Raw genomic sequence first — 25,705 nt, forward strand, 5'->3', positions numbered from 1 at the left:
GAGATGTTGATTCATAACTCTATAAATACCGCCTATCAATCGGTAAAAAACAATATTCAGCATCAATTTCTTCCGTTTAGAATTCGCAGCATATGAGATTAGGTTCGCTTAGTTCTCTATTTCAATAGCGTATCTTCGGCCGAGATGCATCGCCTGATTTCTATTCGTGATAGCACGATTTTTTGTGGAAGAAATGTAATGAAGAAAACCCTCCTGTCTTGCGCGATTGGTGCGAGCCTTATCGCTTCAGCACCGAGCTTTGCGAATGCAGAGAACGATTACTTTATTGATGTGTATCAGCAAGCTTACAGCCAGATAAATGAACGCGCTGAAGCGTTACGCCTATTGGCATCAGATGAAAGCAATGTCATCACCGAAGATGGTGTACGCTACATCATGGTTAACGATACTCGCTACCGATTGACCAAAGATAACTATATCTACTTTGACGCATCATTCCCGGATTTTTACGACGAAACGAATTATCGTAATGTGTTTGATTTCTTAGACTCGTCATGGGAATTAACTTGGGCTGATGGCGGTGTGGTCATCGTTAATAAGAACTTCGGTAACTATGACTGGGGGAAAGGCTGTCTATTAGAGTATTTACCACGTGGTTTTGTTGCTCAAAATGGTGAGTTTGAACATGTACAGATGGAGTTGGATAGCTGCTCACTTAACGACTTTGACAAAGAAGTCGCCTTCATTGCTAAGCCGGAAAAGATTGATTTGACGGAGTTCACTCAAAATGGCTTTGAAGTAACAGCAGCAGAAGCTTACCAAAATCGTGTTTACGTGACGCACTCAAAAGGCGGAGAAGGGACCGTTAGCATTTATGACATTGAGACTAAAGCGCTATTAGGCACCATCGATGGCTATGAGAAAGATGGCGTTCACCATGCTTACAATGTTATCACTGAACTGAATGTGCATGATGATAAACTGTATGTGTCATCGCTCTCTTCAAACCGTGTCGATATCTTTGATTTGACCAATGATCACGCCCATATCATGTCTCTGGGAACCGGTTCATGGACTGGTGAGAATGCCATTGTTCATGCTCAAGCTTCAGCAGCAAACCAAGACTATATTTTTGTTTCTGATGCAAAGGGCATTAATGTTTACCGCCAACAAGATGCGACGGCTGACAATCATGGTCAACTAGGTCGCTATGCTTCATTGCGTTTCGGGAATGGCATTGATACGTATCGTAAAGTGCAAATGCATGTAATTGGTGATTACTTGATTGCCAATGTGATGGGCAGAGAATACTACATCTACGATATCACCCAAATTGAACAGAGTGTTGAGACGCCACTTGAACCCCTAAAAGTGGTGAGTTCTGGTATTCAAAAAATCGACTTATTCAATGGCAACTTGATGGTCAGCGAGCGGACGAAGTTACGTTTCCAGACCGTTACGGACTTCGTAGCTAATGATTTTGAGTTAACGGACACCACGCAAACGATTGAGCAAATCAGCGGGATCGCTGTTGGTAATCACCGCGATATCGCATTGACTGAACAGCATATGGTGCTGGCGAACGACGAAGCGTTGACCATTGCTCGTCATCAAAATAAGGCGATTCAGTTTGTTGCAGATACCAGCGTAAAAACGACTAAGATCGCTTTTGACTCTCTGCCAACAATGTCGGTTAATAAAATTCTGCAAAATGATGAAAGCTACGAAACATTAATCAATGAAGATCAGCGTTCAGTAAGGGTTAACTCACTGGTGAAAACAGAGTTGCTCGACAACGAGATGATTAAAATTACCAGCTATGTGGCGCAAGACCTGACTGATATTAATATCGAGATGCGTTTTAATGGTCTGAATAAATGGTTTACCTTGGGTAACTTTGACCGAATTCCTGCCTTTACTCAAATCATCCTACCGCTATCAGCGTTTGGTGAGCAGCAGCAATTTAATAGTGCGAATCGAGATGGTGTGTTTGATTTAAGTGAGTTTGTTGATAGTGGCTTAGATCTGAAAGCGGCACTGACGACCCGTTTTTCATCTGACACCGATAAGTTCGCTCAAGTATTAATGACATTAAAACCTAATTGGAATTTAGTGTTTGCGCCGGATTGGGGCGGCAACTGGCTACCTATTAACGGTCTGTACGCACGTGAGTGGATGGTCATAATGACCAACTTTGCTTACATGATGTCGCAGGAAGAATTTAAGCATCTTTGGTTTAACTTCAACACCGTATTTGGTCATGATATGTCAGGGCCGAGAAGCCAAGAAGATGTGTTCACCGCTGAAGACTATCAGCATTATTACGATGGCATGCTCACGCGCGATAAGATTCAGTTAGGCGTGGTGAACTATGGTGGTTTAGGTGGCTTATCTGGCTACGGCGTATTTACGCCAACATTCTACTCTCACTACTATGGTGAATGGGAAATCGTTCCGCACGAATTTGGTCATGGTTCGGATGGCAAAACATCCTTCCCTGATGGTTCAAGTTTTGCGGCAAGCTGGTTTGGTTGGCAGCCGTTTATGCATGCGCTGGGCAATTACCATATTCGTAAAGGTGATTTGCCGTACATGGATGACAGTATTAACGGTTTCTACAAAACGGAAAATGCAGCAGCGCTTTATGAGCCTATTCAAGACTGGCGTCGTACCCACCGTGCCGATACGCACATGAATACGGTCGATACTTACTTTATGAGCTTCTCTACTATGCCTCAAGGTTGGTTTGCTAATAGCAGTGCATTTGATTTGGCAGAATTAAGCAAACAAGAGCGCTTAATCTTAGCTCGATTCAATGTTGAAGGTAAGAATGAATATGCTTGTCGCTTTGACTTTGTCGATGGTGAGGAAAGCGTATTGCTTTATGGTCATGTCAAACAAGAAGAAAATGGTGATCGCACTTGTATCGGTGGCGATGCGCTTTACTTCCAAAAATCAGATGGCAGCAAAGCGGAGATTGTTTCGCCTGTGAACCAGTTTGATTGGTTATCGCTACATAAACCTGACTCACATGGGGAGCCGGTAGTTGATGCTCAAGGTGCAACGCTGTGCAGCACTTATCACGCAGACTTCTATGGCATGGGTTTCCAGACTGATTTAGGTCAATGTGTTCAAGATGAACGAGTCCGAGTGCAAAATGGTAACCATTGGTTATTAGGCTCACACGTTCGCAGTTACGTCTACAATTAATAGCCTGTAGAATAACAAAAGCCCTCGGAAGAGGGCTTTTTCAATTTGCATGAGTGTTATTGCTCGCTGGGCGATTATTTGTCTAAGTAGTTGCGAATAGAGAGTTCAATCCCTTTCGCATCTAGACCAAGATCAGCATACAACTCTTCTTGTGTACCTTGTGCAATAAAGCGATCGGGTAAACCTAAGTTAAGTACAGGTTTAAGGATCTTCTCTTGCATCATAAACTCAATTACCCCGGCACCTGCACCGCCAGCAATCGCGTTTTCTTCAAGCGTCACCAGTACATCATGGTCAGCGGCAAGCTGTTTGATAAGTTGATGATCAAGTGGTTTAGCAAAACGCATATCTGCAACCGTAGCGTTAAGAGCTTCCGCCGCTTCAAGTGCACTTGGCATAAAGGTGCCGAAGTTTAGAATCGCCACTTTTTCGCCATGGCGGATCATACGACCTTTACCAATTTCTAACGCACTAAACTCTTGTTCAATGGCTGTCCCCATGCCGCTGCCTCGAGGGTAACGCACGGCGCTTGGACCAGAGTGAGTATGACCAGTGTAGAGCATTTGACGACATTCATTTTCGTCACTTGGTGTCATGATCACCATGTTTGGAATACAGCGCATAAAGCTAATATCAAATGCACCTTGGTGAGTTTGACCATCAGCGCCAACCAAACCTGCACGGTCGATGGCGAACATGACAGGCAGATCCATGATTGCGACATCGTGAATCAGTTGATCATAGCCACGCTGAAGGAAGGTCGAATAAATTGCGACGATAGGGCGGTTACCCGCAATTGCCATGCCTGTCGCTAGTGTGACAGCATGCTGCTCTGCAATCGCAACATCAAAATATTGATCAGGGAATTCTTTAGAAAAACGAACCATGCCAGAGCCTTCACGCATCGCTGGCGTAATCGCCATCAGTTTAGGATCTTGCGCTGCCATGTCACAAAGAAAATCACCGAAAATCTTTGAGAAAGTCGGTTTACTGCTGCTGCTCTTTGGTAAGCTTGAATGGCTTGGGTCGAACTTAGGCACACCATGGTAACCAATCGGATCTTTCTCCGCAGGTTCATAGCCTTTGCCTTTCTTCGTCATGATGTGTAAGAACTGCGGACCTTTAAGTTCTCGCATATTTTTGAGCGTTTTTACTAACTCATTAACATCATGGCCATCCACTGGACCAATATAGTTGAAACCAAGTTCTTCAAACAGAGTGCCTGGGATCACCATACCTTTCAGGTGCTCTTCTGTGCGTCTCACCAACTCTTTAATCGGTGGTACACCAGAAAGAACACGCTTGCCACCTTCGCGAATGGAAGTGTAGAAGTTGCCAGATAGCAGTTGTGCTAGGTGGTTATTTAAAGCGCCAACGTTTTCCGAGATAGACATCTCATTGTCGTTAAGAATCACCAACATGTCAGGGTGGATATCACCCGCATGGTTCATCGCTTCAAAAGCCATACCAGCAGTGATTGCGCCATCTCCGATAACACTCACTACTTTACGATTGTTGTTCTCTTTGTGCGCGCTGATCGCCATACCTAACGCGGCACTGATCGACGTTGATGAGTGACCAACGGAAAGCGTGTCGTACTCACTCTCTTCACGCCATGGGAATGGGTGTAAGCCGTCTTTTTGGCGAATGGTCGAGAGTTGTTCACGACGACCAGTCAGAATTTTATGTGGGTAAGCTTGATGACCTACGTCCCAAATGAGCTGGTCAAACGGGGTGTTATAGACGTAGTGAAGCGCCACAGTTAATTCAACTGTGCCCAAGCCAGAAGCCAAGTGACCACTAGATTGGCTAACAGAATTCAATAAGTAAGTGCGTAACTCATCACAGAGTTTTGGCAGTACATCTTTCGGTAGGCTGCGCAGCTCTACTGGTGTGTCTGCCAGTGCTAGTGTTGGGTACTTTGAAATATCAAGAGTCATAATTATGCGCGCTTATAGTGTTAGTTTTTGCGCTCGACGACGTATCGGGCGAACTCTTCCAATAACTCTGTATTGTATGGTATTGCATCGAGTGCTTGAAGTGCTTCTTGTAACAGCTTGTCGGCTTTATCGATTGCGCCTTGTAAACCGAGCAGCGCTGGATAAGTACTTTTATTCAATTCTTGATCGGAACCTTGAGGTTTACCTAAGGTTTCGGTGTCACTAACTATATCAAGAATGTCATCTTGTACTTGAAATGCCAAGCCAATCGCATCTGCGTATTTATCAAGCAATGGCATTACTTCTACACCTTTCTCGCCAGCCGCTAGCGCGCCCAAACGAATAGCACATTTCATTAATGCGCCAGTTTTATTGCGGTGTATTTCTTCCAGCTCTTCAAGGCTTATCAAGCGATTTTCCGCTTGAAGATCCAGAGCTTGTCCCATGCACATACCTGCAGCGCCAGACGCCTCTGCTAATGTCTTTACCATCTTAATACGCAGCGGCTCAGCATTTGGATTCAGTTTGCCGTCGGCAAGAATAGTAAACGCGAGTGTCTGCAGCGCGTCACCAGTTAGAATCGCGGTCGCTTCATCGAACTTGATGTGGCAGGTCATTTGCCCACGACGGAGTTCGTCGTCATCCATTGCCGGTAAATCATCATGAATTAAGGAATAAGCATGAATGCACTCAACGGCTGACGCCGGAGTATCCAGTTCGTCTACCTGACATCCGAGCATTTGTCCGGTGATATAGACAAGAAAAGGACGAGCACGCTTACCACCGAGCAATAGCCCGTAACGCATCGCCTCAACAAGAGGCTGGTTTTGGTAAGGAAGCTGGCTTAGCCATGATTCGAGTTGTTGGTTGTTTCGTTGCTGGAACGAGAGTAATGCCTCAAGCATAGAGCGATCTTCTAACAATATTATTCAGGCTGCTGGGAAAATTCAGAAAGTGGTGCGTTATCATCATTTTGCAATAAGATACTAACACGCTGCTCAGCGTCATTGAGCTTAGTCTGGCCTGCACGAGCTAAAGAGATGCCGCGTTCGAACTTTTTCAGTGCCTCATCGAGAACTAAGTCACCATTTTCAAGGTCTTCAACAATCGAATCCAACTCTTCAATGGTTGCTTCAAAGGTCATATTTTCGGGTTTCTTGCTCGCCATAATTTTTCTAGTTTTGGAAAGATGCACGAAAGTTACCTTAGCGGCTAATGATGGTCAAATTTAACCGATAATATTTGTCATAAAAATCGAGATTGCACGACGAGAATTGACCTCAATTAGATTTTCGTTGGTTGATAGGTGTCCATTTTATAGTGCAACACAATCATTAAGTAACAAGAATGGAAGCTGATTTAGGTATATTGTGAGTGTGGTACCAATAAAAAGCTAAAGATTCACCGAGCCTGCCGATATAATTCCAGAGATAGAGTAATAGGTTAGCATGAGGAGTGCTTTGTGGATTTAGCAACGCTAATAGGGCTCATTGGTGGTTTCGCTTTCGTTATCATGGCGATGTTACTAGGCGGCAGTATTATGATGTTCGTCGACGTTACGTCGATACTTATCGTAATTGGTGGTTCTGCATTCATAGTGTTGATGAAGTTCACGGCTGGGCAATTTTTTGGTGCGGCTAAGATTGCTGGTAAAGCCTTCATGTTTAAAGCGGATGAGCCAGAAGACCTGATTGCTAAAATTGTAGAAATGGCGGATGCAGCGCGTAAAGGTGGCTTCCTAGCATTGGAAGAGATGGAAATTTCTAACAGCTTTATGCAAAAAGGCATCGATTTACTGGTTGATGGTCACGATGCCGATGTGGTGCGCTCTGCATTACAAAAAGATATCTCTCTGACTGATGAGCGCCATGAAAAAGGCACCAGCGTATTTAAAGCATTTGGCGACGTAGCACCAGCGATGGGTATGATCGGTACCTTGGTTGGTTTGGTTGCGATGTTATCCAACATGGATGATCCGAAATCTATCGGTCCCGCAATGGCGGTAGCATTGTTAACAACCTTATACGGTGCCGTGCTATCCAACATGTTGTTTTTCCCTATCGCCGACAAACTGTCTTTACGCCGAGAGCAAGAAAAGCTCAATCGTCGCTTGATCATGGATGGCGTACTCGCTATTCAAGATGGTCAAAACCCACGTGTTATTGATAGTTACCTGAAAAACTACCTTAACGAAGGTAAGCGTGCCCTCGACGTAGATAACCAGTAAGGAAACGCTATGGATGATGATAACGACTGCAAATGTCCGCCGCCTGGCGCCCCATTGTGGATGACGACATTTTCAGACTTAATGACTCTTCTAATGTGTTTTTTCGTACTGCTGCTTTCATTTTCGGAAATGGATGTGCTGAAGTTTAAACAAATCGCTGGTTCGATGAAGTTTGCTTTTGGTGTACAAAACCGCTTAGAAGTTAAAGATATTCCCAAAGGGACCAGCATTATCGCGCAAGAGTTCCGTCCTGGGCGACCAGAGCCGACGCCTATTGATGTTATCATGCAGCAAACAATTGATATCACTCAGCAAACGTTAGAGTTTCATGAAGGTGAGTCGGACAGAGCGGGCGGCACACAAAGAGATAAAGGTAAGTTAACGGGGGGGCAATCACCAGAAACCTCTACTCAGGATAATCAAAACTCAGAAACAGATAAGCAGGAACAACAATCCGCACAAGCGTCTCAAGATATGGAGACATTGACAGAAAGCATTAAGAAAGCACTGGAGCGCGAGATTGACCAAGGAGCGATCGAAGTTGAAAATTTAGGTCAACAGATCGTGATTCGGATTCGAGAGCAAGGCGCTTTCCCTGCAGGTTCTGCTTTCTTACAGCCTAAATTCAGACCGCTCGTTCGCCAAGTGGCGGATTTAGTCAAAGATGTCCCCGGCATTGTTCGTGTATCCGGACATACCGACAATCAAAGACTAGACTCGGAGCTGTATCGCTCGAACTGGGATTTGTCCGCTCAGCGAGCGGTGTCCGTCGCGCAAGAGATGGAGAAAGTTCGTGGATTCTCTCATCAACGATTGCGCGTACGAGGTATGGCAGATACTGAGCCGCTTGGTCCGAATGATACGGAGTTGCAGCGTTCTCGGAACCGTCGAGTCGAAATCAGTGTTATGCAAGGTGAGCCACTTTATAGTGAAACTGTCCCTGCGACGCAGAATTAAGTGCTTAAAAAAGCAACACAAAAAAGACGAGCATCACGCTCGTCTTTTTTATGAACATTTCATCATGTATAATCTTGCGCCCTTAAGGTCCTATGTGCAATGGTAGCCAAATTAACCGGCACATTAGTGATGATTGCGAAAACTGTTAACCAGTGAAGTGAAGTATGAAATTTATTGTAAAGCCCCATCCAGAAATTTTTGTAAAAAGTGAGTCGGTGCGCAAGCGCTTCACAAAGATTCTTGAGTGTAACATTCGCAACATTATCAAGCTTCGTACCGAGTCTGTCGCGGTATTTAACCGTCGTGACCATATCGAAGTGACTTCAGAAAGCGACCAATACCACGCTGAGGTGTTAGAGATCCTAACGCACACGCCGGGTATTCATCATGTATTGGAAGTGAAGCAATCTGATTTTACGGATCTACACAATATTTATGAGCAAGTACTTGAGCTAAGCGGCTCATTGATCGTTGATAAAACGTTCGTAGTACGTGCTAAACGTCGTGGTAAGCATGACTTTACTTCTATTGAGCTAGAACGTTATGTTGGCGGCGGCTTGAACCAAGCGGTTGAAAGCGCACGCGTTAAACTGCATAAGCCTGATATTACAATTAACGTAGAAGTATCAAACGACAAACTAAACCAGGTGCTTGCTCGTCATAAAGGTCTTGGAGGCTTCCCTCTAGGCACTCAAGAAGACGTACTAAGCCTAATTTCTGGTGGTTTCGACTCTGGTGTTTCAAGCTACCTGCACATTAAACGTGGCTCTAAAGTCCATTACTGTTTCTTTAACCTTGGTGGTCCAGCGCACGAGATTGGTGTGAAGCAAGTTTCTCACTACCTATGGAACAAGTACGGCTCTTCAGCAAAAGTACGCTTTATCTCGGTTGATTTTGAGCCAGTTGTGGCAGAAATCTTAGAGAAAGTTGATGACGGCCAAATGGGCGTGGTGCTTAAGCGTATGTTTATGCGTGCGGCGGGTCAGATTGCTGAGAAATTTGGCATTCAAGCGCTTGTTACGGGTGAAGCATTAGGGCAGGTATCAAGCCAAACTCTAACTAACCTACGTCATATCGACAACGTGACAGATACATTGATTCTGCGTCCACTGATCAACTGGGACAAAGAAGACATCATCGATGTAGCGCGCAAGATTGGCACTGAAGATTTCGCGAAGACCATGCCAGAATACTGTGGTGTGATCTCTAAGAAGCCTACTGTTAAAGCGGTAAAAGGCAAACTAGAAGCGGAAGAAGCGAATTTTGACTTCTCTATCCTAGATCGTGTGGTTGAAGAAGCTCGTCAAATGGATATCCGTGATATTGCAAAAGAAACGGAAAAAGCAGCACCAGAAGTTGAGCAAGTTCAAGCGGTTGAAGAGCATGCTATCGTACTGGATATTCGCAGCCCAGATGAAGAAGATGAGAGCCCATTAGAGATTGAAGGCGTTGAAGTTAAACACCTACCTTTCTACAAACTGGCTACTCAATTTGGCGACTTAGACCAAAGCAAAACTTACCTACTGTACTGTGACCGTGGTGTAATGAGCCGTCTGCAAGCTCTTTACCTACAAGAGCAAGGATTTGCTAACGTGAAGGTTTACCGTCCGTAATAAGTAACCCACCTCGCTAAATTGAATAAAAACAGACTCTTCAGAGTCTGTTTTTTTATGTCTGTCATTGGGGAATGGGTGAAATTTTGATATAAAAAAACACCGCCATTAGGCGGTGCTAAAAAATTTGACAGACAGGTCAAAATAAATACAGGAAGTATACATTTTGCTTCTGGGATTGATGAAGCAAAATTATGGTAGAAAACTACCTAACTCGAAATACGAGTTTGCAAACACAACATCGCAACAACAAAGCCAATTGGTTAGAAACCAAGCCGTTCAGGCCTGTGCTGCGGAATGAAATATAGAATTTCTCTGGTCGTCAGGCAATGGACATTTTATAATGTTTCAGATAAAAAAAACTAATCCAATATATTGAGGGCTCCTTATGTCCAGAAGACTACCGCCTTTGAACTCATTAAAGGTGTTTGAAGCGGCCGCTCGACACCTGAGTTTCACCCGAGCAGCAGAAGAGTTATTTGTGACTCAGGCCGCAGTTAGCCATCAAATCAAAGCGTTAGAAGAATTCCTGGGTTTAAAACTGTTTCGTCGTCGCAACCGTTCTTTACTGTTAACAGAAGAAGGGCAAAGCTACTTCCTCGACATAAAAGACATTTTTACCTCTTTAGCTGAGGCGACCGATAAGGTGTTAGAGCGCAGCGAAAAAGGTGCACTAACGATTAGTTTATCGCCAAGTTTTGCTATTCAATGGCTCGTGCCACGTTTAGCTGACTTTAATCAGCAAGAGCCTGATATTGATGTGCGAATCAAAGCGGTGGATATTGAAGAAGGCTCATTGACTGATGATGTCGATGTTGCCATCTACTATGGTCGCGGGAATTGGCCCGGTCTTCGCGCAGATAAGTTATATCAAGAATTTCTAATCCCACTTTGTTCACCTTCATTGCTATTGGGCCCTAAGCCACTTGCTGAGCTTGGTGACTTAAAAAACCACACGCTACTGCACGATACTTCACGTAAAGATTGGAAGCATTTTGCCAAGTTCCATGGTGTGGATGGGGTTAACCTAAATCACGGCCCAATTTTTAGCCACTCAACGATGGTTCTGCAGGCTGCGGCTCATGGACAAGGGGTTGCCCTAGGTAACAATGTACTGGCGCAACCAGAGCTAGAAGCGGGGCGCTTAATCGCTCCTTTTGATGAAGTGCTGGTATCGAAGAATGCTTTTTATGTGGTTTGTCATGAAAAACAAGCTGACATGGGGCGTATTGCCACTTTCCGTGATTGGATGCTAGCCAAAGCGCAAAGTGAGCAAGAGGAATTGCTGGAAGATGACGAGTAGCGTCTTAATTGATGGCGAGAGTAATACGCCATTATTCATATTTGCACATGGTGCTGGTGCGGGCATGGATCATAGCTTCATGCAGCAGATTGCCATCGGTTTAGCCAATAATGGCATCAAAGTCGTACGCTTCAATTTTCCATATATGGTGAAGCGTGCGGAAGATGGCAAAAAACGTCCACCAGATAGAGCACCGAAATTGCTCGAAGCTTTTGAACAGGTGATTGCAGCGCACACCGATGCACCGATAGTAATTGGCGGTAAGTCGATGGGAGGGCGTATGGCAAGCTTATTGGGTGACCATTCATTGGTCTCTGGCATTGCTTGCTTAGGTTTTCCATTTCATCCGCCCGGTAAACCTGAGAAATACAAAGGCGAACAATTAGCGAGCTTGGCAAAGCCTTGCTTAATCTTACAGGGCGAACGAGATACATTTGGAAAACGGGAAGAATTTTCCGAGTTTACGTTTTCAAGTAGTGTACAAACGGTGTTTATACCGGATGGCGACCATAGCTTTAAGCCCCGCAAAAGTTCCGGTCATACTGAAGCGAGTAATATTGCATTAGTGATTGACGTGCTGACAAAGTTTATCTTTGAGGTGAGTAATGAGAGCAAATAATTTGATCGCCTTTGGCGGCGTACTCGCTGGTATTGGTGTGGCTTTGGGGGCGTTTGCCTCTCATGGATTGAAGAAGATGTTATCCCCTTATTTGTTGGATGTTTTTTCCATTGGGGTTCAATATCAGTTCATTCATGCCACTGCTATTATTATCTGTGGTCTGCTGCTGCTAATGAATCTTGGCGCAAAAGCGCAAAAGTATTTTTTCATCGCGGCAATTTGCTTTATCATCGGCATCTTTTGTTTTAGCGGCAGTCTCTACGCCTTAGCGCTGACGGGTGTGAAGTGGTTTGGACCTATCACTCCTCTCGGTGGCATAACCTTCATGTTTGGTTGGGCACTGTTCGTTTTTGCAGCACTACAGATCAAAAGAGGTAAGTAAGTGAAACAACTGATGCTTTATTGCCGTTCGGGCTTTGAAAAAGAGTGTGCGGGTGAAATTCAAGACCGTGCTACGGCGCTGGAAGTGTTTGGTTTTCCACGTTTACAAAAGAACTCTGGTTACGTGCTGTTTGAGTGCTACCAGCAAGGTGATGCACAAAAGCTAGTTAAAGAGCTAGATTTTAAATCGCTCATTTTTGCACGCCAAATGTTTGCCGTGGCAGCTGAAGTGACCGATCTACCACGTGAAGATCGTATTTCTCCAATTCTTTCTCAATTGAGTGAGAGTGAAAACATGCCGATGTGCGGCGATCTGCGTATTGAGACACCAGACACCAACGAAGCGAAAGAGCTATTAAAGTTCTGTCGTAAATTTACCGTACCAATGCGCCAAGCATTGCGTGGTAAAGGTGCTTTGATGCATAAAGAGAACGCGAAGAAGCCAGTTTTGCATATCTGCTTTGTCGCGCCAGGTCATTGTTTTATTGGTTACTCACTACCAAACAATAACTCACAGTTCTTTATGGGTATTCCGCGCCTTAAGTTCCCTGCGGATGCGCCAAGTCGTTCAACGCTGAAGCTTGAAGAAGCTTTTCACGTTTTTGTTCCTCGTCATGAGTGGGACGAACGTTTAGCGTCAGGCATGTGGTGTGTTGACCTCGGTGCTTGTCCAGGTGGTTGGACGTACCAATTGGTCAAGCGTTCAATGTTCGTTCATGCGGTTGATAACGGTATGATGGCACAGAGCCTAATGGATACCGGTCAGGTGAAACACCATCAAAAAGATGGTTTCAAGTTTGAGCCTGAACGTAAGAACGTGACTTGGATTGTGTGCGATATGATTGAGAAACCATCGCGCGTTGCACAGCTTATGGGCGAATGGATCATCAGTGGTTGGGCGAAAGAGGCTATCTTTAACCTTAAACTTCCGATGAAAGGTCGTTACGATGAAGTGCTTCAAGATATTGAAAACCTGAAGATCTTCCTAAAAGATAATAACGTGCATTTTAGGCTTCAAGCAAAACACCTCTATCATGACCGTGAAGAAATTACCGTGCATGTTCAGTGTTTGTCGAACATCTCTCCGCACTAATTTCTGCGCACTTAAACTGAAAAGCTCCCAATGGGAGCTTTTTTCGTGATGAGGATAATTTGAAGCTGAGGGGGCTTATTGATTCGGACCGCTATAGCGCAGATCTTGCAAATTAAAACCAAGTTCAATATCGGTTTTTAATGCAGCGACTTGTTTGCACTTTCTCGCCATTTCAATATGTTGATCAAGCTTCTTGCGGTACTTAGCAGGTAATTCATCACTGAGGTAGGCTTGCTCGATATCCGCAAACTGAGTCAATATTTCTTTCGCCGCTTTTGGTCCCACACCAGCCACTCCAGGCACCTGACTAGAGCTGATGCCGGTTAATCCCCAATAATCCGCCAACTGAGATGGTTTTACGCCAAACTCTTTATCAATAAAGGGTTCATCGAGCCAACGGTGTTGGAAATAGTCGCGGATCTGCAAGGTGGGCGAAAGCAGTTGGCAGTACCCTTTGTCGGTTGAAATGATCGTCGCCTTTTCATTGTGGCTCGCCACTTTTATTGCCAAAGTGGCCACTAAATCATCCGCTTCATCACCTTCTGAGAGTAATGAATCAATGCCCAGTTTCCACCAAGCATCTTGAATCGCATCTAAGCCATGGACCAGTGGCTCAGGCATCGGCTTACGGTTTTGTTTGTATTCCGGCAAGATATCAGCGCGCCAGCCACGATCTTGTAAATGGTGATCAAACACCGCGATGATATGGGTTGGTTCAGATTCGTTGATAATTCGCGTTAATGTGCGGCTCGTCGTGTCTATCGTCCTAGCGATATCATTAGGATCAGGCTGTACAGAATGCACGCGTCGAATCAAGTTTAGAGCATCGATAATGACAAGATGAATAGACATAAAGGTATAAAAAATAAGGGCCACAGGCCCTTATTGTAATGGAACTGAGTTAGAAAGTCTTATTTCGTCGAAGTGGCAATTTTATAACATGGTACATAGTCACTGCCCCCAGGGAGTTTCATCCGGTGCTGCTCAACAAAGTCTTTCAATAGTCGGTCCATTTTTTTCATTAGATCCGCGTCACCGTCTAAAATGAATGGTCCTTTACGCTCGATTTCACGAATGCCTTCTGCTTTCACATTACCCGCGACAATGCCCGAGAATGCTTGTCTAAGCGCTGCTGCCAAGTTTTCAGGGCGTTGGTTCAAGTGTAAGTCTAGGCTCGCCATCGCATCGTGGGTAGGGTCAAATGGCAACTGGAACTCAGGTTCAATTTTTAATGACCAGTTAAAGCTATACGCATCACCCGTATTTTTACGATGTTGACGGACTTGGTCCATGCTTTGCTTCATGATGCGCGCGACTTGCTCTGGATCATCAATGACGATTTGGTAATGCTTTTGCGCCGCTTCACCTAGAGTGTCACCAATAAACTGATCAATCGAACGGAAGTAAGCCTCGCTCTCTTTTGGTCCAGTTAGAACGATAGGCAGTGGCTGATCGGCATTTTCTGGGTGCATCATGATGCCAAGAATATAGAGCAGTTCTTCTGCGGTACCCGGACCTCCAGGGAAAATTACAATGCCGTGCGCCATACGAACAAACGCCTCTAAGCGTTTTTCGATGTCTGGCATGATCACCAGCTCGTTAACGATAGGGTTTGGCGGCTCGGCAGCAATAATTGAAGGTTCGGTTAACCCTAAGTAGCGTTGATCAGTGTAGCGCTGTTTAGCGTGACCGATGGCCGCCCCTTTCATTGGCCCTTCCATTGCACCTGGTCCACAACCCGTACAAATATTAAGTTCGCGTAAGCCAAGCTCGTTACCGACTAAGCGCGTATATTGATATTCGGTTTCATTGATGGAGTGTCCACCCCAGCAGACCACTAGATTCGGTTCAATGCCCGGTGTTAAGGCACTGGCGTTGCGTAGAATACCGAAAACCAAGTTGGTTATGTGGGTGGCATTGGTCAGGTTTAAACGTTGATTATCCGCTAAGTGCATATTGACGTAGACAATGTCGCGTAACACCGCAAATAGATGTTCTTGAATACCTTTGATGATCTGTCCATCGACGAATGCATGTTCAGGTGGATTTGCCAATTCTAGTTTGATACCACGTTCACGGCGCATGACGGTTACATCAAACGATTTATGTTTGTCTAACAGCTCTTTGGAGTTGTCAGTGTGGCTACCGGAATTCAATACTGCGAGGGTACAGTTACGGTAGAGTTGGTAAAGATCACTCGATGCGGTTTTCTTAAGGCGCTCAACTTCAAGTTGAGAGAGTAAATCCATACTACCCGCTGGACTGATGTGGGTGATCATGGTGACCTCCTTGACTATATCGTGGTCGCTTTCGTTGCTACGAAGAACTAACCATTATTGTTTTTATTGTTATAGCGCAGAACCGTTTTGCTATTTGCTTGATCGGTTTGCATTTCCCTATGAGGGGGTATCCTATCAATTGCTCAAATCCGTATTACTAAGCAATTGATATCTTTAAACCTATCACAAAATGGTAAAAATAAAAAAGCCGCTTAGATATTATCCTAAGCGGCTTATAAAATTGTACGGTCTAATTTGGCAAGAGGATGAAATTACTTCCAGAGCGTCTGCTCAGGGCCAATAGACTTCGCTTCTCTTAGCATAGCTCTTAAGCATTCTAAGATTTCTTCAGGAGTATCAGAATCTTTGAAACGAGTGCTGACAGCTGTTGCCGTAATAGAGATGCTTTGCTCACGGAACTTAAATGGCAGTCGTGAGATTTGTCTTTGAATGTTTTTTACCAACTCGAAGCTTTCTGGATCGGCTCTTTCAGGGAGTAGTACAATAAATTCCTCGCCAGTGAAACGGGCGAGGGTATCCATATCACTCAGTTCTGATTTGATATTTCGGGCGATAATCTTTAGTGCTTTATCACCAGCGGTATAACCAAAGCTATCATTGAGGGCTTTGAAGTTATCTATATCGAATTTTACTACTCGCAAGCTATGTTGGTTGCGGATCCAGCGGCGGTACTCTACTTCCAAACGCTCATTAAACGCCGAGCGGTTGTAAACCCGAGTCAATGGATCTTGCTGCATTCGCTCAGCTTGATCATCCAGCCTTCGGCGGTAATCCTGCGTGGTTTCATGTAGCGATTCTAGTTGGCAATGATTGAATTTCATTCGTTTAAGTAGCGCTTTTTCTCGTTCTTCCGCATGTTTCAGCCGCTCATTGAGTGAGTTAAGCTGCTCGAAAAGTGGAGAAAGGTTGTTTTGCACTTCTTCTAACGATTGAGATTGTGACAGAGTAGATTGCCCATTGATAAGCAATGTGCTGAGTTCTTTGCCGTGTTCAATACGTTGTTGGTAGTAGCTTTCGCTTTGATCCGTGAGTTGTGCTGAGCTTTTAAGTGAACCGGAAAGGGTGTCATTTACTTGAGCCAAAAACTGCTGTGATGTTTTACGCTCGTAGTGAGTGCCTTGAATCACTAATTTTAAAATGTGCAGTGTTTCTTCAAGTAAAGATTGGGTGTTCACTCCAAGCAACAGCTTGGCACGAATATCATTGAGTAGCTCACCAGACTCGCCAGTAAAGTCGAGCTCGGTAATGAGATGTTGCAATTCACTATTGAGTTGCTGCAGTAACTCTTTGTCAGCCTCATTCGATAAAATAACGCTAGTAGAATCAGGGTTTGAAATAAGAATTTTGACTGAGCGTTCATATATCGCGAGTAATTTCATCGCTTGCTCAGAACGAGAGCTTTGGTGACTGGCGCAAAAACTCAGCAAATCGCGAAGATCGCGTTTGATCTTTGAAGGTATGCCGGCAACGCGAAGCAGCGTTTCACCCGCATGTTTTACTTGCGAATCTAGCTGTTGTTTGTGCGAATCCATAGCCACTGTATGTTGTTTAATTAAACGTTCTAATACCAATAATTTCGGTATTAATGCACTAATGTCTTTCTGCTTCTCAATTGCAAATTTAAGCTCTTGAAGCTGTGATTGCAAATTTGGATCATCACTAATACACGCATTACTTAATGAAGTTACCACGCGCTGTAATACTTGCAGCTCTCGTTTGAACTTGAAAGATGTATCTCTTTGCGTCAATCGAGCCTGTTCCAATTGAGATTTCAGAGTGTGAAGCTGAGACTGAATATCTTTTTCGAGCACGCCCATGTAACTATATTCTTATTATAATTGGACCAGAATAGTCCTATTAATTAATTTATAGATAATAACAAATTAATTCGATTCGTCACGACATGTTGCCGAGGAATGCGTGTAAATTACTCATCTTTTAATATTTTTTTGAGGCTCTCCTCATTATTGAATGATGAATGAACTTTAATTAGCCCTTGGCTGATGGAGTGCTTACAGGCTTTACGTACATTGCCTGTTGCTAAGCTTGCTGCTGGTGCATTTTCTATTGCTTTCAAATACACCCAATGACTGGTGTGGTCATCTAGGCTTAATGTGCGTGCTGCACTTGTTGCCATCAACAATATATCGATCAGTTCTTTGTCGTTTAGCGCGGTATAGGCTCTAGGCAAAAATGGATAGTCCACCATTCCTATACGAACAATACGGTTTAGTTTTCTCTGTGGTTTGAATTCAGCGACCCATTGCTGAACTTTTTCCACCATCGCATTAGGATCACTATTGCGATCGCTATTGGGTTCAATGTAGAGCAAATTTGCGTCAGAAAAATGATAAATACGCGCAGGAGAGACCACTTTGCTCTTTAGGTATGTACCAAATTCTTTTTCTAAAGAGAGACCTTCTGAATATCCGTGCTGCATATGGAGGTTGCGCAAAAAGGGCACATCCACCATCACAAAGCGTAATCGGTCATTCAACGGTTCGTGGATCAGTTCACCGACCGACCATTTTTCAAATTGATCACTACTTGCTTCTAAAGACGCTGGAAGCTTAGATTTGAGCATTCGTAGGTTGCGTAATCCCGAGCGTGAGTGAGTAAATAAGTTCTTATTGAGTTTATCGATGTCTTCTTTTTGCAAACGCATAATGTGTCCGCGACGCAACAAGAAGATAAACAGCAGTGAGGCAATCAGGAACATCACAAAAGCGATTTTTTGAAACTTTTTATATTCCGTTTGCACATTGGCAAGCTCTTGCTGTTGTCCAGTTAAGTGAATATTTCGCTCAACAAAGTCTTTTTGCTGGCGAAAGGCGTCTTCACTAATCAGATCAAGCTGTTGTTGCTCTATTGTGGCAAGAGCACTGTAATGCTTAAAGTACTCTAGCGCAGTTTTGTAATCTTGTTTTAGCTCATAGCCACGGTTGATCAGACGATAAGCATGTTTTTGTATGCTGATGTCATCTATTTGTTTGGCGAGATCTAGCGCCTTTTTCGCTTCATCAATTGTTTTGTCCGCTAGACGCTTTTCCGCTGATAAGCCTGCGCATAACAGATGGGCATGGGCTCTTAACTTAGGCGCTTCGGCGTATTGCAGTAACTCTTCGGCTCGCTCTAAATACTGCTCGGCAAGTGGGAAGTTTACCAAGTGTAAGTATGTTGCGGAGAGTGCGATGCGAACTTCGATCTCATTGTTGATGTTGTTGATGGTGCGCTCGTGATCCATCGCATTGAAGTATTGAACTAGCGCGAGGTTGTACTTGCCTTGTAGGTAATAACTGTCACCCATGAGTTTCAACACCGCAGGTAGAAGCGGGGAATCGTCATAGTTGTCATAGAAATCGGCAGCTTGAGATAAATGGTTGTTGGCTTTGTCTAATACTTTTCGATCATAGAAGAGCTGCCCTAAGCGATAATTGACTTTACCCAGTAGTGCACGAGAATCCTCTTCAATGGCTTTCCAATAGGCAATAAGAAGTTCAGAGAGTGCTTTATTGAATTGTTTGTGCGCAAGTAAGTGTTCACCAACAATGATGTGATAGCTGATAATAATATAAGAGGATTTTACGTTGTCGATATAAGGCTTTACTTGTGCAAATAGCTGGTTGGCAACCTCTAGTTCACCTTCCTTTGATGCGATTTCAGCCTTCAACATTGTCATTTGGTACTTTAAACCTTGCGCTAACTGCTCAGGGTTCTTTATTTGTTTGTAGGCTTCATCTACTTTGTGTAACTGCTCGCGAGCTAAGATGCCATTACCACTAAATTGCCATTGCAAACGAATTTGATGTAATTGGATGTTTAAACCTAAATAGGGCAATTCATATATCTCAGTCAGCGTTTTTGCTTCTGCGAGATGTTTAAGAGCCGCTTTAGGGTTACCAAGGTTGAATTCTGCATCCGCTAAAATACTCAGAGCATCGATAGTTGCTCCGGGTGTGCGAATGCGACTGTCTGCTTCATCTCGTGATATAGCCGAAGGGCTTTTTTCTGAGCTGTTTGACAACTTGCGCTGAGACAGAAAGTCGCTCGCCAAACGGCGAGCTTGTTTGGGTACAATTTCGACTAGGCTGTTTGCTTCGTTAAGCGTTGGTGAAGTATAAACAGGGCTTGCCATCGAGTGACTCGACAGTAGTAGCACCAGTAAAAAGAGCCAACGCTCCCAGCGCAGTTTTAGCATCCTTAGCTTTTTCCTTATTGACGAGCCATGCGTTGATTGTGATTCGGTTGCACTTGTTCAGTTGAGCGATATGGGTTGATATCCAGTCCACCGCGACGAGTATAACGAGCGTAAACCGTTAAACTACTTGGTTCGCAGTATTTCATGATGTCAGTGAAGATACGTTCAACGCATTGCTCGTGGAACTCATTATGTTCACGGAACGAGACGATATAGCGTAACAGAGCTTCGCGATCGATTTTTTGACCTTGGTATTGAATCTCGACACTGCCCCAGTCTGGTTGGTTAGTTATCAAGCAGTTAGACTTGAGAAGATGGCTATGGAGTGCTTCTTCCACCACTTCATCTGTCGTTGCCCCCGCTAATAAACGGTGGTCAAATTCGTAGCTGGTTATCTCAATATCTTGGTCGTCAATACATTCGCCATGCATAGTCACAATCACTGAGTCGGTATAGTCTACCACCGAGCGTAAGGTCACTGAGACTTCTTCACCAGCACACGCAGATAAGTCTTTTATTAGAGTACGTTCAACCTCATCCCAAGTGGCAAAGCGAGTTTGGTTGAGGCTGTTTAAGTAGAGTTTAAACGACTTAGATTCGATTAAGTTGGCACTGGTCGCAGGGATGCTTACATCACCTACAGCGACTTGCGGTAAACCTTTTTCGTTCAACCAAGACAACTCATACAGTGTCCAAATGTCGCACCCTTTGAATGGTAAGCTGTCACCAAGTTCGAGATCATTGCGGTTTAGGCTGCGAGGCACAGGTTGAAGTAACGATGGTTGATATTGGCTAGCGTACTCAGTCTTTTGACCCAGTGTTAATCCCGCTAGCTCTTTAGCGTCTGAATATTTGCTCATACTTTGGATGGATTTCGATTAGAATATCGGGAATTTTACGCAATCTCACACTCAGTGTCATTAACACAACTACTCTGGAGACTCGAATGGCGGATAATGCCTTGCAAGCCCTACGCATATTTAGCGAAAAATATTGTTCTCAACACCAAGAAAAACATGATTGTTTGCCTGTAAGTGAAGAGTTAGTAGAGCTGATTTCCCCGTGTGTTGAGCAACAACGTGACGAGGGCGTGGAGTGGAAAACGTACCCTCGTGAGCAGTTTGCTGATTTTACCAATGTAGAGAATGGCATTGAATTGACCCTGCATGAAGATATTAAAATATTCTACGGATCACAATACAGTGCAGATATGGACGCAACTTGGAATGGCAACGAACTGTCATTGTTGCAAGTGTGGAATGATGAAGACTTTGTCCGCTTGCAAGAGAACATTCTTGGGCATTTAGTGACTCAGCGTCGATTAAAGCTCAAACCAACGGTATTTATAGCCGCCACGGATGCAGAGCTGGATGTGATCTCCATTTGTAATATCACGGGTAATGTTGTGCTTGAGCGTTTAGGCACCGACAAGCGAGATGTATTGGCTGATAACCTCAGTGAGTTTTTATCAAACCTTGAGCCAGTGGTGTAAGCATGTACGTTGTAGAGTTGCAGTTTGAATGTTTTGATAACACAACAGTAAGTGCGATTGATAAAGCGATAAATGGCTTAATGGATGCACTGCGTTACAACGGTCAAGTGCTCGGGCGTGAGTTTCCTATCGTTATGGGTGAGGGTGAATTCTTTGTCCGTGCAGTTTGTCCTGAAAAGGAAAGCTTGCACCCGAAAAATCATTCTGATTTTGTCAAAGTGTGTATTAACCGCCTTGCTGATGCGTGTTTGTTGACGCCAAAAGTCCGCTTACTCGGGCGTGATTTAAATTCAGAACAAGCGGCGGAAGAAGAAACGCCAAGTTGGCAAGTACTGTATACCACTTATGTGCATACTTGTTCACCATTGCGCAGTGGTGAAACTCTGTTACCGATCCCACTGTACCGTAACCCGCCGACATTAAATGGTGATCATAAAGCGGTAGTAAAGTGGCAAACAGAGTGGCAAGCGTGCGATGAATTGCAAATGGCTGGTGGATGTCGTGCGGAGCACGCGGCGCTGCACGAAATCTGCGATGTAGACAGTGTACTGTTCCGCCGTGGGTGGGACTTACGTGGTCGCATGGAGTACTTAACTAAAATTCCAACCTATTACTATCAGTATCGAGTCGGTGGAAAAAGCTTGGTTGAAGAACAGGCGCGCAAATGCCCTAAGTGTGGTGGCGAATGGCTGCTTGATGAGCCGCTGCATGATGTTTTCTATTTCAAGTGCGATGAGTGCCGCATTGTCTCAAACATCTCGTGGGATCATATTAAGTAACCGATTGAGAAAAATGCTCACTATAGAACAGACCTGCTATTCCGGCGGGTCTTTTTTTTCTGAATCTTGAGTGTTTTGTTCGCTTGGCATTGATGGCGTTCTTTTCTTTGTTTGACCCATCTTCATATTGGCGGTGTACTTCAGTGCAGCGATATTGCCAATAATGACCGCAAGCACGATAGCAATGATCACCCAAGGATTGGTTAGTAAGTCCATTATACTTCTCCGCTAATGTTACTGATAAATTGATTGTAGATCTTATTGAGCTGCTTTAGCACTACTTCATTGCCCATAACAGGTGACAAACGTAGACGTTGTCTAAGCTGTTTTACACTGAGTTGTTTTAAACAATGACTGGCGGTTGAACTGTGACTGATATGCCAAGGCTCTGGAGCGACACCACCTAAATCTTCCGCGTAGGGAAAGAAGAAACCATATTGCGATAAGTTGCTTTTTAGCCACAGGTAAAATTTGGCTTGGTGACCGTCTAAATACTCCCAAGGTTCCAGTTGTAAGCTGGTTTCTTTCGGTAGAGAATTCCGATCAAATACATCAAAATCACAGCCCCAATGGTGTCGGCTTGCGCCTGGCAAAGCAGACCAACGTAAGATGGCATCAATCTTTTGTTCCGTGGAAAGTGTACTGGCATCTAATGGCTGACTGTCGCTATCCAAGATGGCGCTATTACCTGCCATCTTGTTATTCCAAATCATCTTTTGACGTTCAAAATCACGAAAGCCACTAGCAATATTGAGATTAAACCCGGCTTGAGCAGCTGCGTGTTTTAAACTCAGTAAATCTTCTTTCACCTCAGGGTGAACTAAGAATGTCTTTTGACCAAACAGAAGTTCGACCAAATGATCGCTGGTTATGCCACAAAGCTGCTCAGGCGTCATTGTCACGCTAATACATTCTCCAATATGTTTTGATACATATCTGTCAGTTTTTCCAAATCAGCAATACTGACACATTCATTCACCTTATGAATGGTGGCATTGACCGGACCTAACTCAACCACTTGCCCACCCATTTTGGCGATAAAGCGCCCATCTGAAGTACCACCAGTCGTGAGTAGATCTGGCGCTTTATGATTTACGTCAGAAACACCTTTAACCACCGCATCGAGTAGTGCACCTGCATCGGTTAAAAATGGCTGTCCACTCAATGTCCAGTTTAGATCGTAATCCAAACCGTGTGCATCCAGTGTTGAATGCACGCGACGCTTGATTTCGCTGTCGGTGAGCTCGGTGCTAAAACGGAAGTTAAATTGCACATCAAATTCGCCCGGGATCACATTGGATGCTCCAGTGCCAGCCGCAAGGTTAGGTATTTGAAAACTGGTTGGCGGGAAGTAATCGTTGCCGTTATCCCATTTTGTTGTGGCAAGCTCTGATAATGCCGGTAAAGCTTGGTGAACTGGGTTATTAGCAAGGTGAGGGTAGGCGACATGCCCTTGGGTTCCTTTAACGCGCAAATCGCCAGTCATAGAGCCACGACGACCATTTTTAACCACATCACCCACGGCGTGCGTACTTGATGGTTCGCCTACAATACACATCTCAATGTTTTCATCTCGCGCCATCAACGTATCGACAACACGTGTCGTGCCGTTGATGAATGGACCTTCCTCATCTGAAGTGATCAAAAAGGCAAGTGACCCGTTGTGATCAGGATGTTCTGCGATAAAGCGCTCAACCGCGACAATCATACAAGCGAGTGAGCCTTTCATATCGGCAGCACCACGACCGTGTAAATAACCTTCAATCACAGTTGGTTCAAATGGCGCGGTATGCCATTGGTCAAGTGGACCTGCGGGTACAACATCAGTGTGACCAGCAAAAGCAAATAATGGCGCTTGGCTACCACGTCTTGCCCAAAAGTTCGTGGTGTCTTCAAACACCATCACTTCGATTTCGAAACCTAAGGCTTGTAGGCGTTCTATCATCAATTGTTGGCAACCCGCATCTTCAGGGGTTACCGATTGACGACTAATAAGATCTTTTGCCAGAGCCAAAACAGGGCTGTCTGTCATCCTTGAAATCCTTTTCGTTATGCAAAAATAGCGGCGTATTGCTCCGCTTTAAATCCAATATGGTATTGGTTATTCACCAATAAGATAGGGCGTTTAATCATTGCCGGTTGTTCTACCAGTAATGCTAATGCGCTTTGTTCGTTAAGGTTGTCTTTTTGTTCTTGGCTTAATTGACGGTAAGTCGTGCCACGCTTATTGAGTACGTTTTGCCACCCCAACGCTTGGCAAAATTCTGAAATCATTTCTGAATCAATACCTTGTTTTCGGTAGTCGTGAAATTCAAAGGGAATGCTTGCCGTTTCAAGCCATTTTTTTGCTTTTTTTATCGTGTCGCAATTTGCGATACCGTACATTTTGATTGTCATGATGAACCTTTTGAAGTGACTTTTTTATTATTTTTGAATCCTATCAGGAACTTTGCAGTGAGACAAAAATGTGACGCATATATTTTGATGAGTAAAAAATACTCTCAAAAAGGGACTAGCAACGCGAGTTATTGATCAAACGCAACATATTGTTTGGCTAAACAGAAATAATGGCTGCTGAAGTTTATAGGAGGTATCAATGGAACTGAGTCCTGTTTTTGCAAGGCGTTTGTATTTGGCTCTTCTTGTTGAAAGTTTAGAGCGTCCAAATGTTCCTAAATTAATTGAGCAAACTGGCTGGCCACGTCGAACTATTCAAGACGTGATCAAAGCGCTGCCTGGCATCGGAATTGAGCTTGCATTTGTACAAGATGGTAGACGCCATAATGATGGTTATTATCAGCTTTCAGATTGGGGTCCATTCGATAGCCAATGGGTAAGTGAACGAGAATCAGATATTGCTTCCAGTCTAGGCTTTAGAGCTTAGCTGTGTCTTCATCCACACTTATATGCATTCCCTACCACGGTAAATGAGGTGGTAAAATCCTGTGGAGCTATCATATATACGGTATTCGCGCCAAGTTTCTTGGCGCGATTTTTTATGTCGTTCAGTGAGCCTTGCACCATCGCGTCATTGTTAAAAAACAGGTAAGAGTACCAATGTCCCTCGGTGCCAGTGACCTCTCCTAACCAATCGCATTCATCGGCATTGAATCCGCTATCCATTCTCACGTGCACATCGGCTGCCGACGTTTCTAGCGTCGTGAAAGGTGCGCTGCAGCCAGATAACAATACCCCAGTTAGAACTAATAAGACCGTGTTACGCAAACTGTGTGACATAAGTAATAAATCCAATCCAACTGATGATGAGTAAAGACCATGGAAGTATAGCGTTTTTCGCTCGTGTTGTAGTTTTGGCAACCTGCGGCTGCTCGACTTCGTGAGCGCTCTCTTGTTCTTCACGCTTAGCTTTGATGGTTTTCTTTTTGGCTTTATCGGCTTGGCGAGCTTTTTCTTTTTGTTGTTTCTTGTAAAGGGCGATGCCTTTTTCAATACCTTGCGCGATAAGTTTTGTTTGCTCTTTAGATTGCCCTTGCTTTTGAGTTGCCTTGGCAATGCTTGCCGCTTCTTGCTGTGTTTGCTGAGATGGGATAACTTTGTTTTTCATCGTTTTATATGTACTGCTGGATCAAAGATACTCTTATCCTATCACGATATAATCGCTTTTAGATTAC

The 25,705-nt window shown here is 44.2% G+C and carries 25 protein-coding genes; 11 read left to right on the forward strand and 14 right to left on the reverse strand.

Annotated elements, in window-relative coordinates:
• Positions 1 to 198: 198 nt before the first annotated feature.
• Positions 199 to 3,171 (forward strand): YncE family protein, encoded by a 2,973-nt coding sequence (locus H2O73_RS14965; protein WP_182109673.1) that lies wholly within the window; start codon positions 199 to 201, stop codon positions 3,169 to 3,171.
• Positions 3,172 to 3,245: 74 nt separating this feature from the next.
• Here H2O73_RS14965 and dxs read toward each other — a convergent pair whose 3' ends face one another.
• Genes dxs through xseB form a run of 3 tightly spaced genes read right to left on the reverse strand, consistent with a single transcriptional unit; the run spans position 3,246 to position 6,279 of the window.
• Positions 3,246 to 5,111, reverse strand: coding sequence for a 1-deoxy-D-xylulose-5-phosphate synthase (dxs, locus tag H2O73_RS14970; RefSeq protein ID WP_182109674.1), 1,866 nt, complete (start codon positions 5,109 to 5,111; stop codon positions 3,246 to 3,248).
• A gap of 20 nt (positions 5,112 to 5,131) precedes the next feature.
• Positions 5,132 to 6,016, reverse strand: a complete 885-nt coding sequence (gene ispA / locus H2O73_RS14975; protein ID WP_182109675.1) for a (2E,6E)-farnesyl diphosphate synthase — start codon at positions 6,014 to 6,016, stop codon at positions 5,132 to 5,134.
• A 20-nt stretch (positions 6,017 to 6,036) separates the two neighbouring features.
• Complete coding sequence (gene xseB, locus H2O73_RS14980) at positions 6,037 to 6,279, reverse strand: exodeoxyribonuclease VII small subunit (protein WP_182109676.1); 243 nt, start codon at positions 6,277 to 6,279, stop codon at positions 6,037 to 6,039.
• Positions 6,280 to 6,573: 294 nt separating this feature from the next.
• Between xseB and pomA the strand changes: the two genes are divergently transcribed.
• The 7 genes from pomA (at position 6,574) to rlmM (ending at position 13,304) form a co-directional block, all read left to right on the forward strand.
• A complete protein-coding gene (gene pomA, locus H2O73_RS14985; protein WP_182109677.1) occupies positions 6,574 to 7,338 on the forward strand; it encodes a flagellar motor protein PomA in 765 nt (254 codons plus the stop codon).
• A gap of 9 nt (positions 7,339 to 7,347) precedes the next feature.
• Positions 7,348 to 8,295 (forward strand): flagellar motor protein MotB, encoded by a 948-nt coding sequence (locus H2O73_RS14990; protein WP_182109678.1) that lies wholly within the window; start codon positions 7,348 to 7,350, stop codon positions 8,293 to 8,295.
• A 164-nt stretch (positions 8,296 to 8,459) separates the two neighbouring features.
• Complete coding sequence (gene thiI, locus H2O73_RS14995) at positions 8,460 to 9,908, forward strand: tRNA uracil 4-sulfurtransferase ThiI (protein WP_182109679.1); 1,449 nt, start codon at positions 8,460 to 8,462, stop codon at positions 9,906 to 9,908.
• A 388-nt stretch (positions 9,909 to 10,296) separates the two neighbouring features.
• Positions 10,297 to 11,211, forward strand: coding sequence for a transcriptional regulator GcvA (locus H2O73_RS15000; RefSeq protein ID WP_182109680.1), 915 nt, complete (start codon positions 10,297 to 10,299; stop codon positions 11,209 to 11,211).
• Positions 11,201 to 11,830 (forward strand): alpha/beta family hydrolase, encoded by a 630-nt coding sequence (locus tag H2O73_RS15005; protein ID WP_182109681.1) that lies wholly within the window; start codon positions 11,201 to 11,203, stop codon positions 11,828 to 11,830. The genes H2O73_RS15000 and H2O73_RS15005 overlap by 11 nt, the downstream gene beginning before the upstream one ends.
• Positions 11,817 to 12,212, forward strand: a complete 396-nt coding sequence (locus H2O73_RS15010; RefSeq protein ID WP_182109682.1) for a DUF423 domain-containing protein — start codon at positions 11,817 to 11,819, stop codon at positions 12,210 to 12,212. Before H2O73_RS15005 ends, H2O73_RS15010 begins: the two co-directional genes overlap by 14 nt.
• Entirely contained in the window at positions 12,213 to 13,304 is a 1,092-nt protein-coding gene (gene rlmM, locus H2O73_RS15015; protein WP_182109683.1) for a 23S rRNA (cytidine(2498)-2'-O)-methyltransferase RlmM, read from the forward strand. It begins immediately after the preceding gene.
• A 75-nt stretch (positions 13,305 to 13,379) separates the two neighbouring features.
• On the opposite strand, the gene xni is transcribed toward rlmM, so the two are convergent.
• The 5 genes from xni to queF form a co-directional block, all read right to left on the reverse strand.
• Positions 13,380 to 14,156, reverse strand: a complete 777-nt coding sequence (gene xni / locus H2O73_RS15020; RefSeq protein ID WP_182109684.1) for a flap endonuclease Xni — start codon at positions 14,154 to 14,156, stop codon at positions 13,380 to 13,382.
• Positions 14,157 to 14,215: 59 nt separating this feature from the next.
• Entirely contained in the window at positions 14,216 to 15,583 is a 1,368-nt protein-coding gene (gene ppnN / locus H2O73_RS15025) for a nucleotide 5'-monophosphate nucleosidase PpnN (protein ID WP_182109685.1), read from the reverse strand.
• 272 nt (positions 15,584 to 15,855) lie between these two features.
• On the reverse strand, positions 15,856 to 17,421 hold the full coding sequence (locus H2O73_RS15030; RefSeq protein WP_182109686.1) for a GGDEF domain-containing protein: 1,566 nt from the start codon (positions 17,419 to 17,421) through the stop codon (positions 15,856 to 15,858).
• 110 nt (positions 17,422 to 17,531) lie between these two features.
• Positions 17,532 to 19,802, reverse strand: coding sequence for a tetratricopeptide repeat protein (locus tag H2O73_RS15035; RefSeq protein ID WP_182109687.1), 2,271 nt, complete (start codon positions 19,800 to 19,802; stop codon positions 17,532 to 17,534).
• Between the two features lie 14 nt (positions 19,803 to 19,816).
• The gene (gene queF, locus H2O73_RS15040) at positions 19,817 to 20,662 is read right to left on the reverse strand and encodes an NADPH-dependent 7-cyano-7-deazaguanine reductase QueF (protein ID WP_182109688.1); all 846 of its coding nucleotides are present in this window, start codon (positions 20,660 to 20,662) and stop codon (positions 19,817 to 19,819) included.
• 86 nt (positions 20,663 to 20,748) lie between these two features.
• Between queF and syd the strand changes: the two genes are divergently transcribed.
• A complete protein-coding gene (gene syd, locus H2O73_RS15045) occupies positions 20,749 to 21,294 on the forward strand; it encodes a SecY-interacting protein (RefSeq protein ID WP_182109689.1) in 546 nt (181 codons plus the stop codon).
• A gap of 2 nt (positions 21,295 to 21,296) precedes the next feature.
• On the forward strand, positions 21,297 to 22,073 hold the full coding sequence (locus tag H2O73_RS15050) for a Zn-ribbon-containing protein (RefSeq protein ID WP_182109690.1): 777 nt from the start codon (positions 21,297 to 21,299) through the stop codon (positions 22,071 to 22,073).
• A 36-nt stretch (positions 22,074 to 22,109) separates the two neighbouring features.
• Here H2O73_RS15050 and H2O73_RS15055 read toward each other — a convergent pair whose 3' ends face one another.
• The 4 genes from H2O73_RS15055 to H2O73_RS15070 are packed head-to-tail and all read right to left on the reverse strand — an operon-like array spanning position 22,110 to position 24,470.
• Positions 22,110 to 22,289, reverse strand: coding sequence for a DUF2897 family protein (locus H2O73_RS15055; RefSeq protein ID WP_182109691.1), 180 nt, complete (start codon positions 22,287 to 22,289; stop codon positions 22,110 to 22,112).
• On the reverse strand, positions 22,289 to 22,969 hold the full coding sequence (locus tag H2O73_RS15060; protein ID WP_182109745.1) for a M15 family metallopeptidase: 681 nt from the start codon (positions 22,967 to 22,969) through the stop codon (positions 22,289 to 22,291). The genes H2O73_RS15055 and H2O73_RS15060 overlap by 1 nt, the downstream gene beginning before the upstream one ends.
• Before the next feature lie 2 nt (positions 22,970 to 22,971).
• On the reverse strand, positions 22,972 to 24,105 hold the full coding sequence (gene dapE / locus H2O73_RS15065; RefSeq protein ID WP_182109692.1) for a succinyl-diaminopimelate desuccinylase: 1,134 nt from the start codon (positions 24,103 to 24,105) through the stop codon (positions 22,972 to 22,974).
• Between the two features lie 17 nt (positions 24,106 to 24,122).
• Positions 24,123 to 24,470, reverse strand: a complete 348-nt coding sequence (locus H2O73_RS15070) for an ArsC family reductase (protein ID WP_182109693.1) — start codon at positions 24,468 to 24,470, stop codon at positions 24,123 to 24,125.
• Between the two features lie 199 nt (positions 24,471 to 24,669).
• On the opposite strand from H2O73_RS15070, the gene H2O73_RS15075 reads away from it, so the two are divergent.
• The gene (locus H2O73_RS15075; RefSeq protein ID WP_182109694.1) at positions 24,670 to 24,957 is read left to right on the forward strand and encodes a winged helix-turn-helix domain-containing protein; all 288 of its coding nucleotides are present in this window, start codon (positions 24,670 to 24,672) and stop codon (positions 24,955 to 24,957) included.
• 8 nt (positions 24,958 to 24,965) lie between these two features.
• On the opposite strand, the gene H2O73_RS15080 is transcribed toward H2O73_RS15075, so the two are convergent.
• Positions 24,966 to 25,310 carry a DUF4156 domain-containing protein gene (locus H2O73_RS15080; protein ID WP_182109695.1) on the reverse strand — a complete coding sequence of 115 codons (345 nt, stop codon included), beginning with the start codon at positions 25,308 to 25,310 and terminating at the stop codon, positions 24,966 to 24,968.
• The gene (locus H2O73_RS15085; RefSeq protein ID WP_182109696.1) at positions 25,291 to 25,638 is read right to left on the reverse strand and encodes a DUF2956 domain-containing protein; all 348 of its coding nucleotides are present in this window, start codon (positions 25,636 to 25,638) and stop codon (positions 25,291 to 25,293) included. Before H2O73_RS15085 ends, H2O73_RS15080 begins: the two co-directional genes overlap by 20 nt.
• Positions 25,639 to 25,705 lie beyond the last annotated feature (67 nt).

It is taken from the genome of Vibrio marinisediminis, from assembly GCF_014050145.1.
GTDB classification, from domain to species: Bacteria; Pseudomonadota; Gammaproteobacteria; order Enterobacterales; family Vibrionaceae; genus Vibrio; species Vibrio marinisediminis.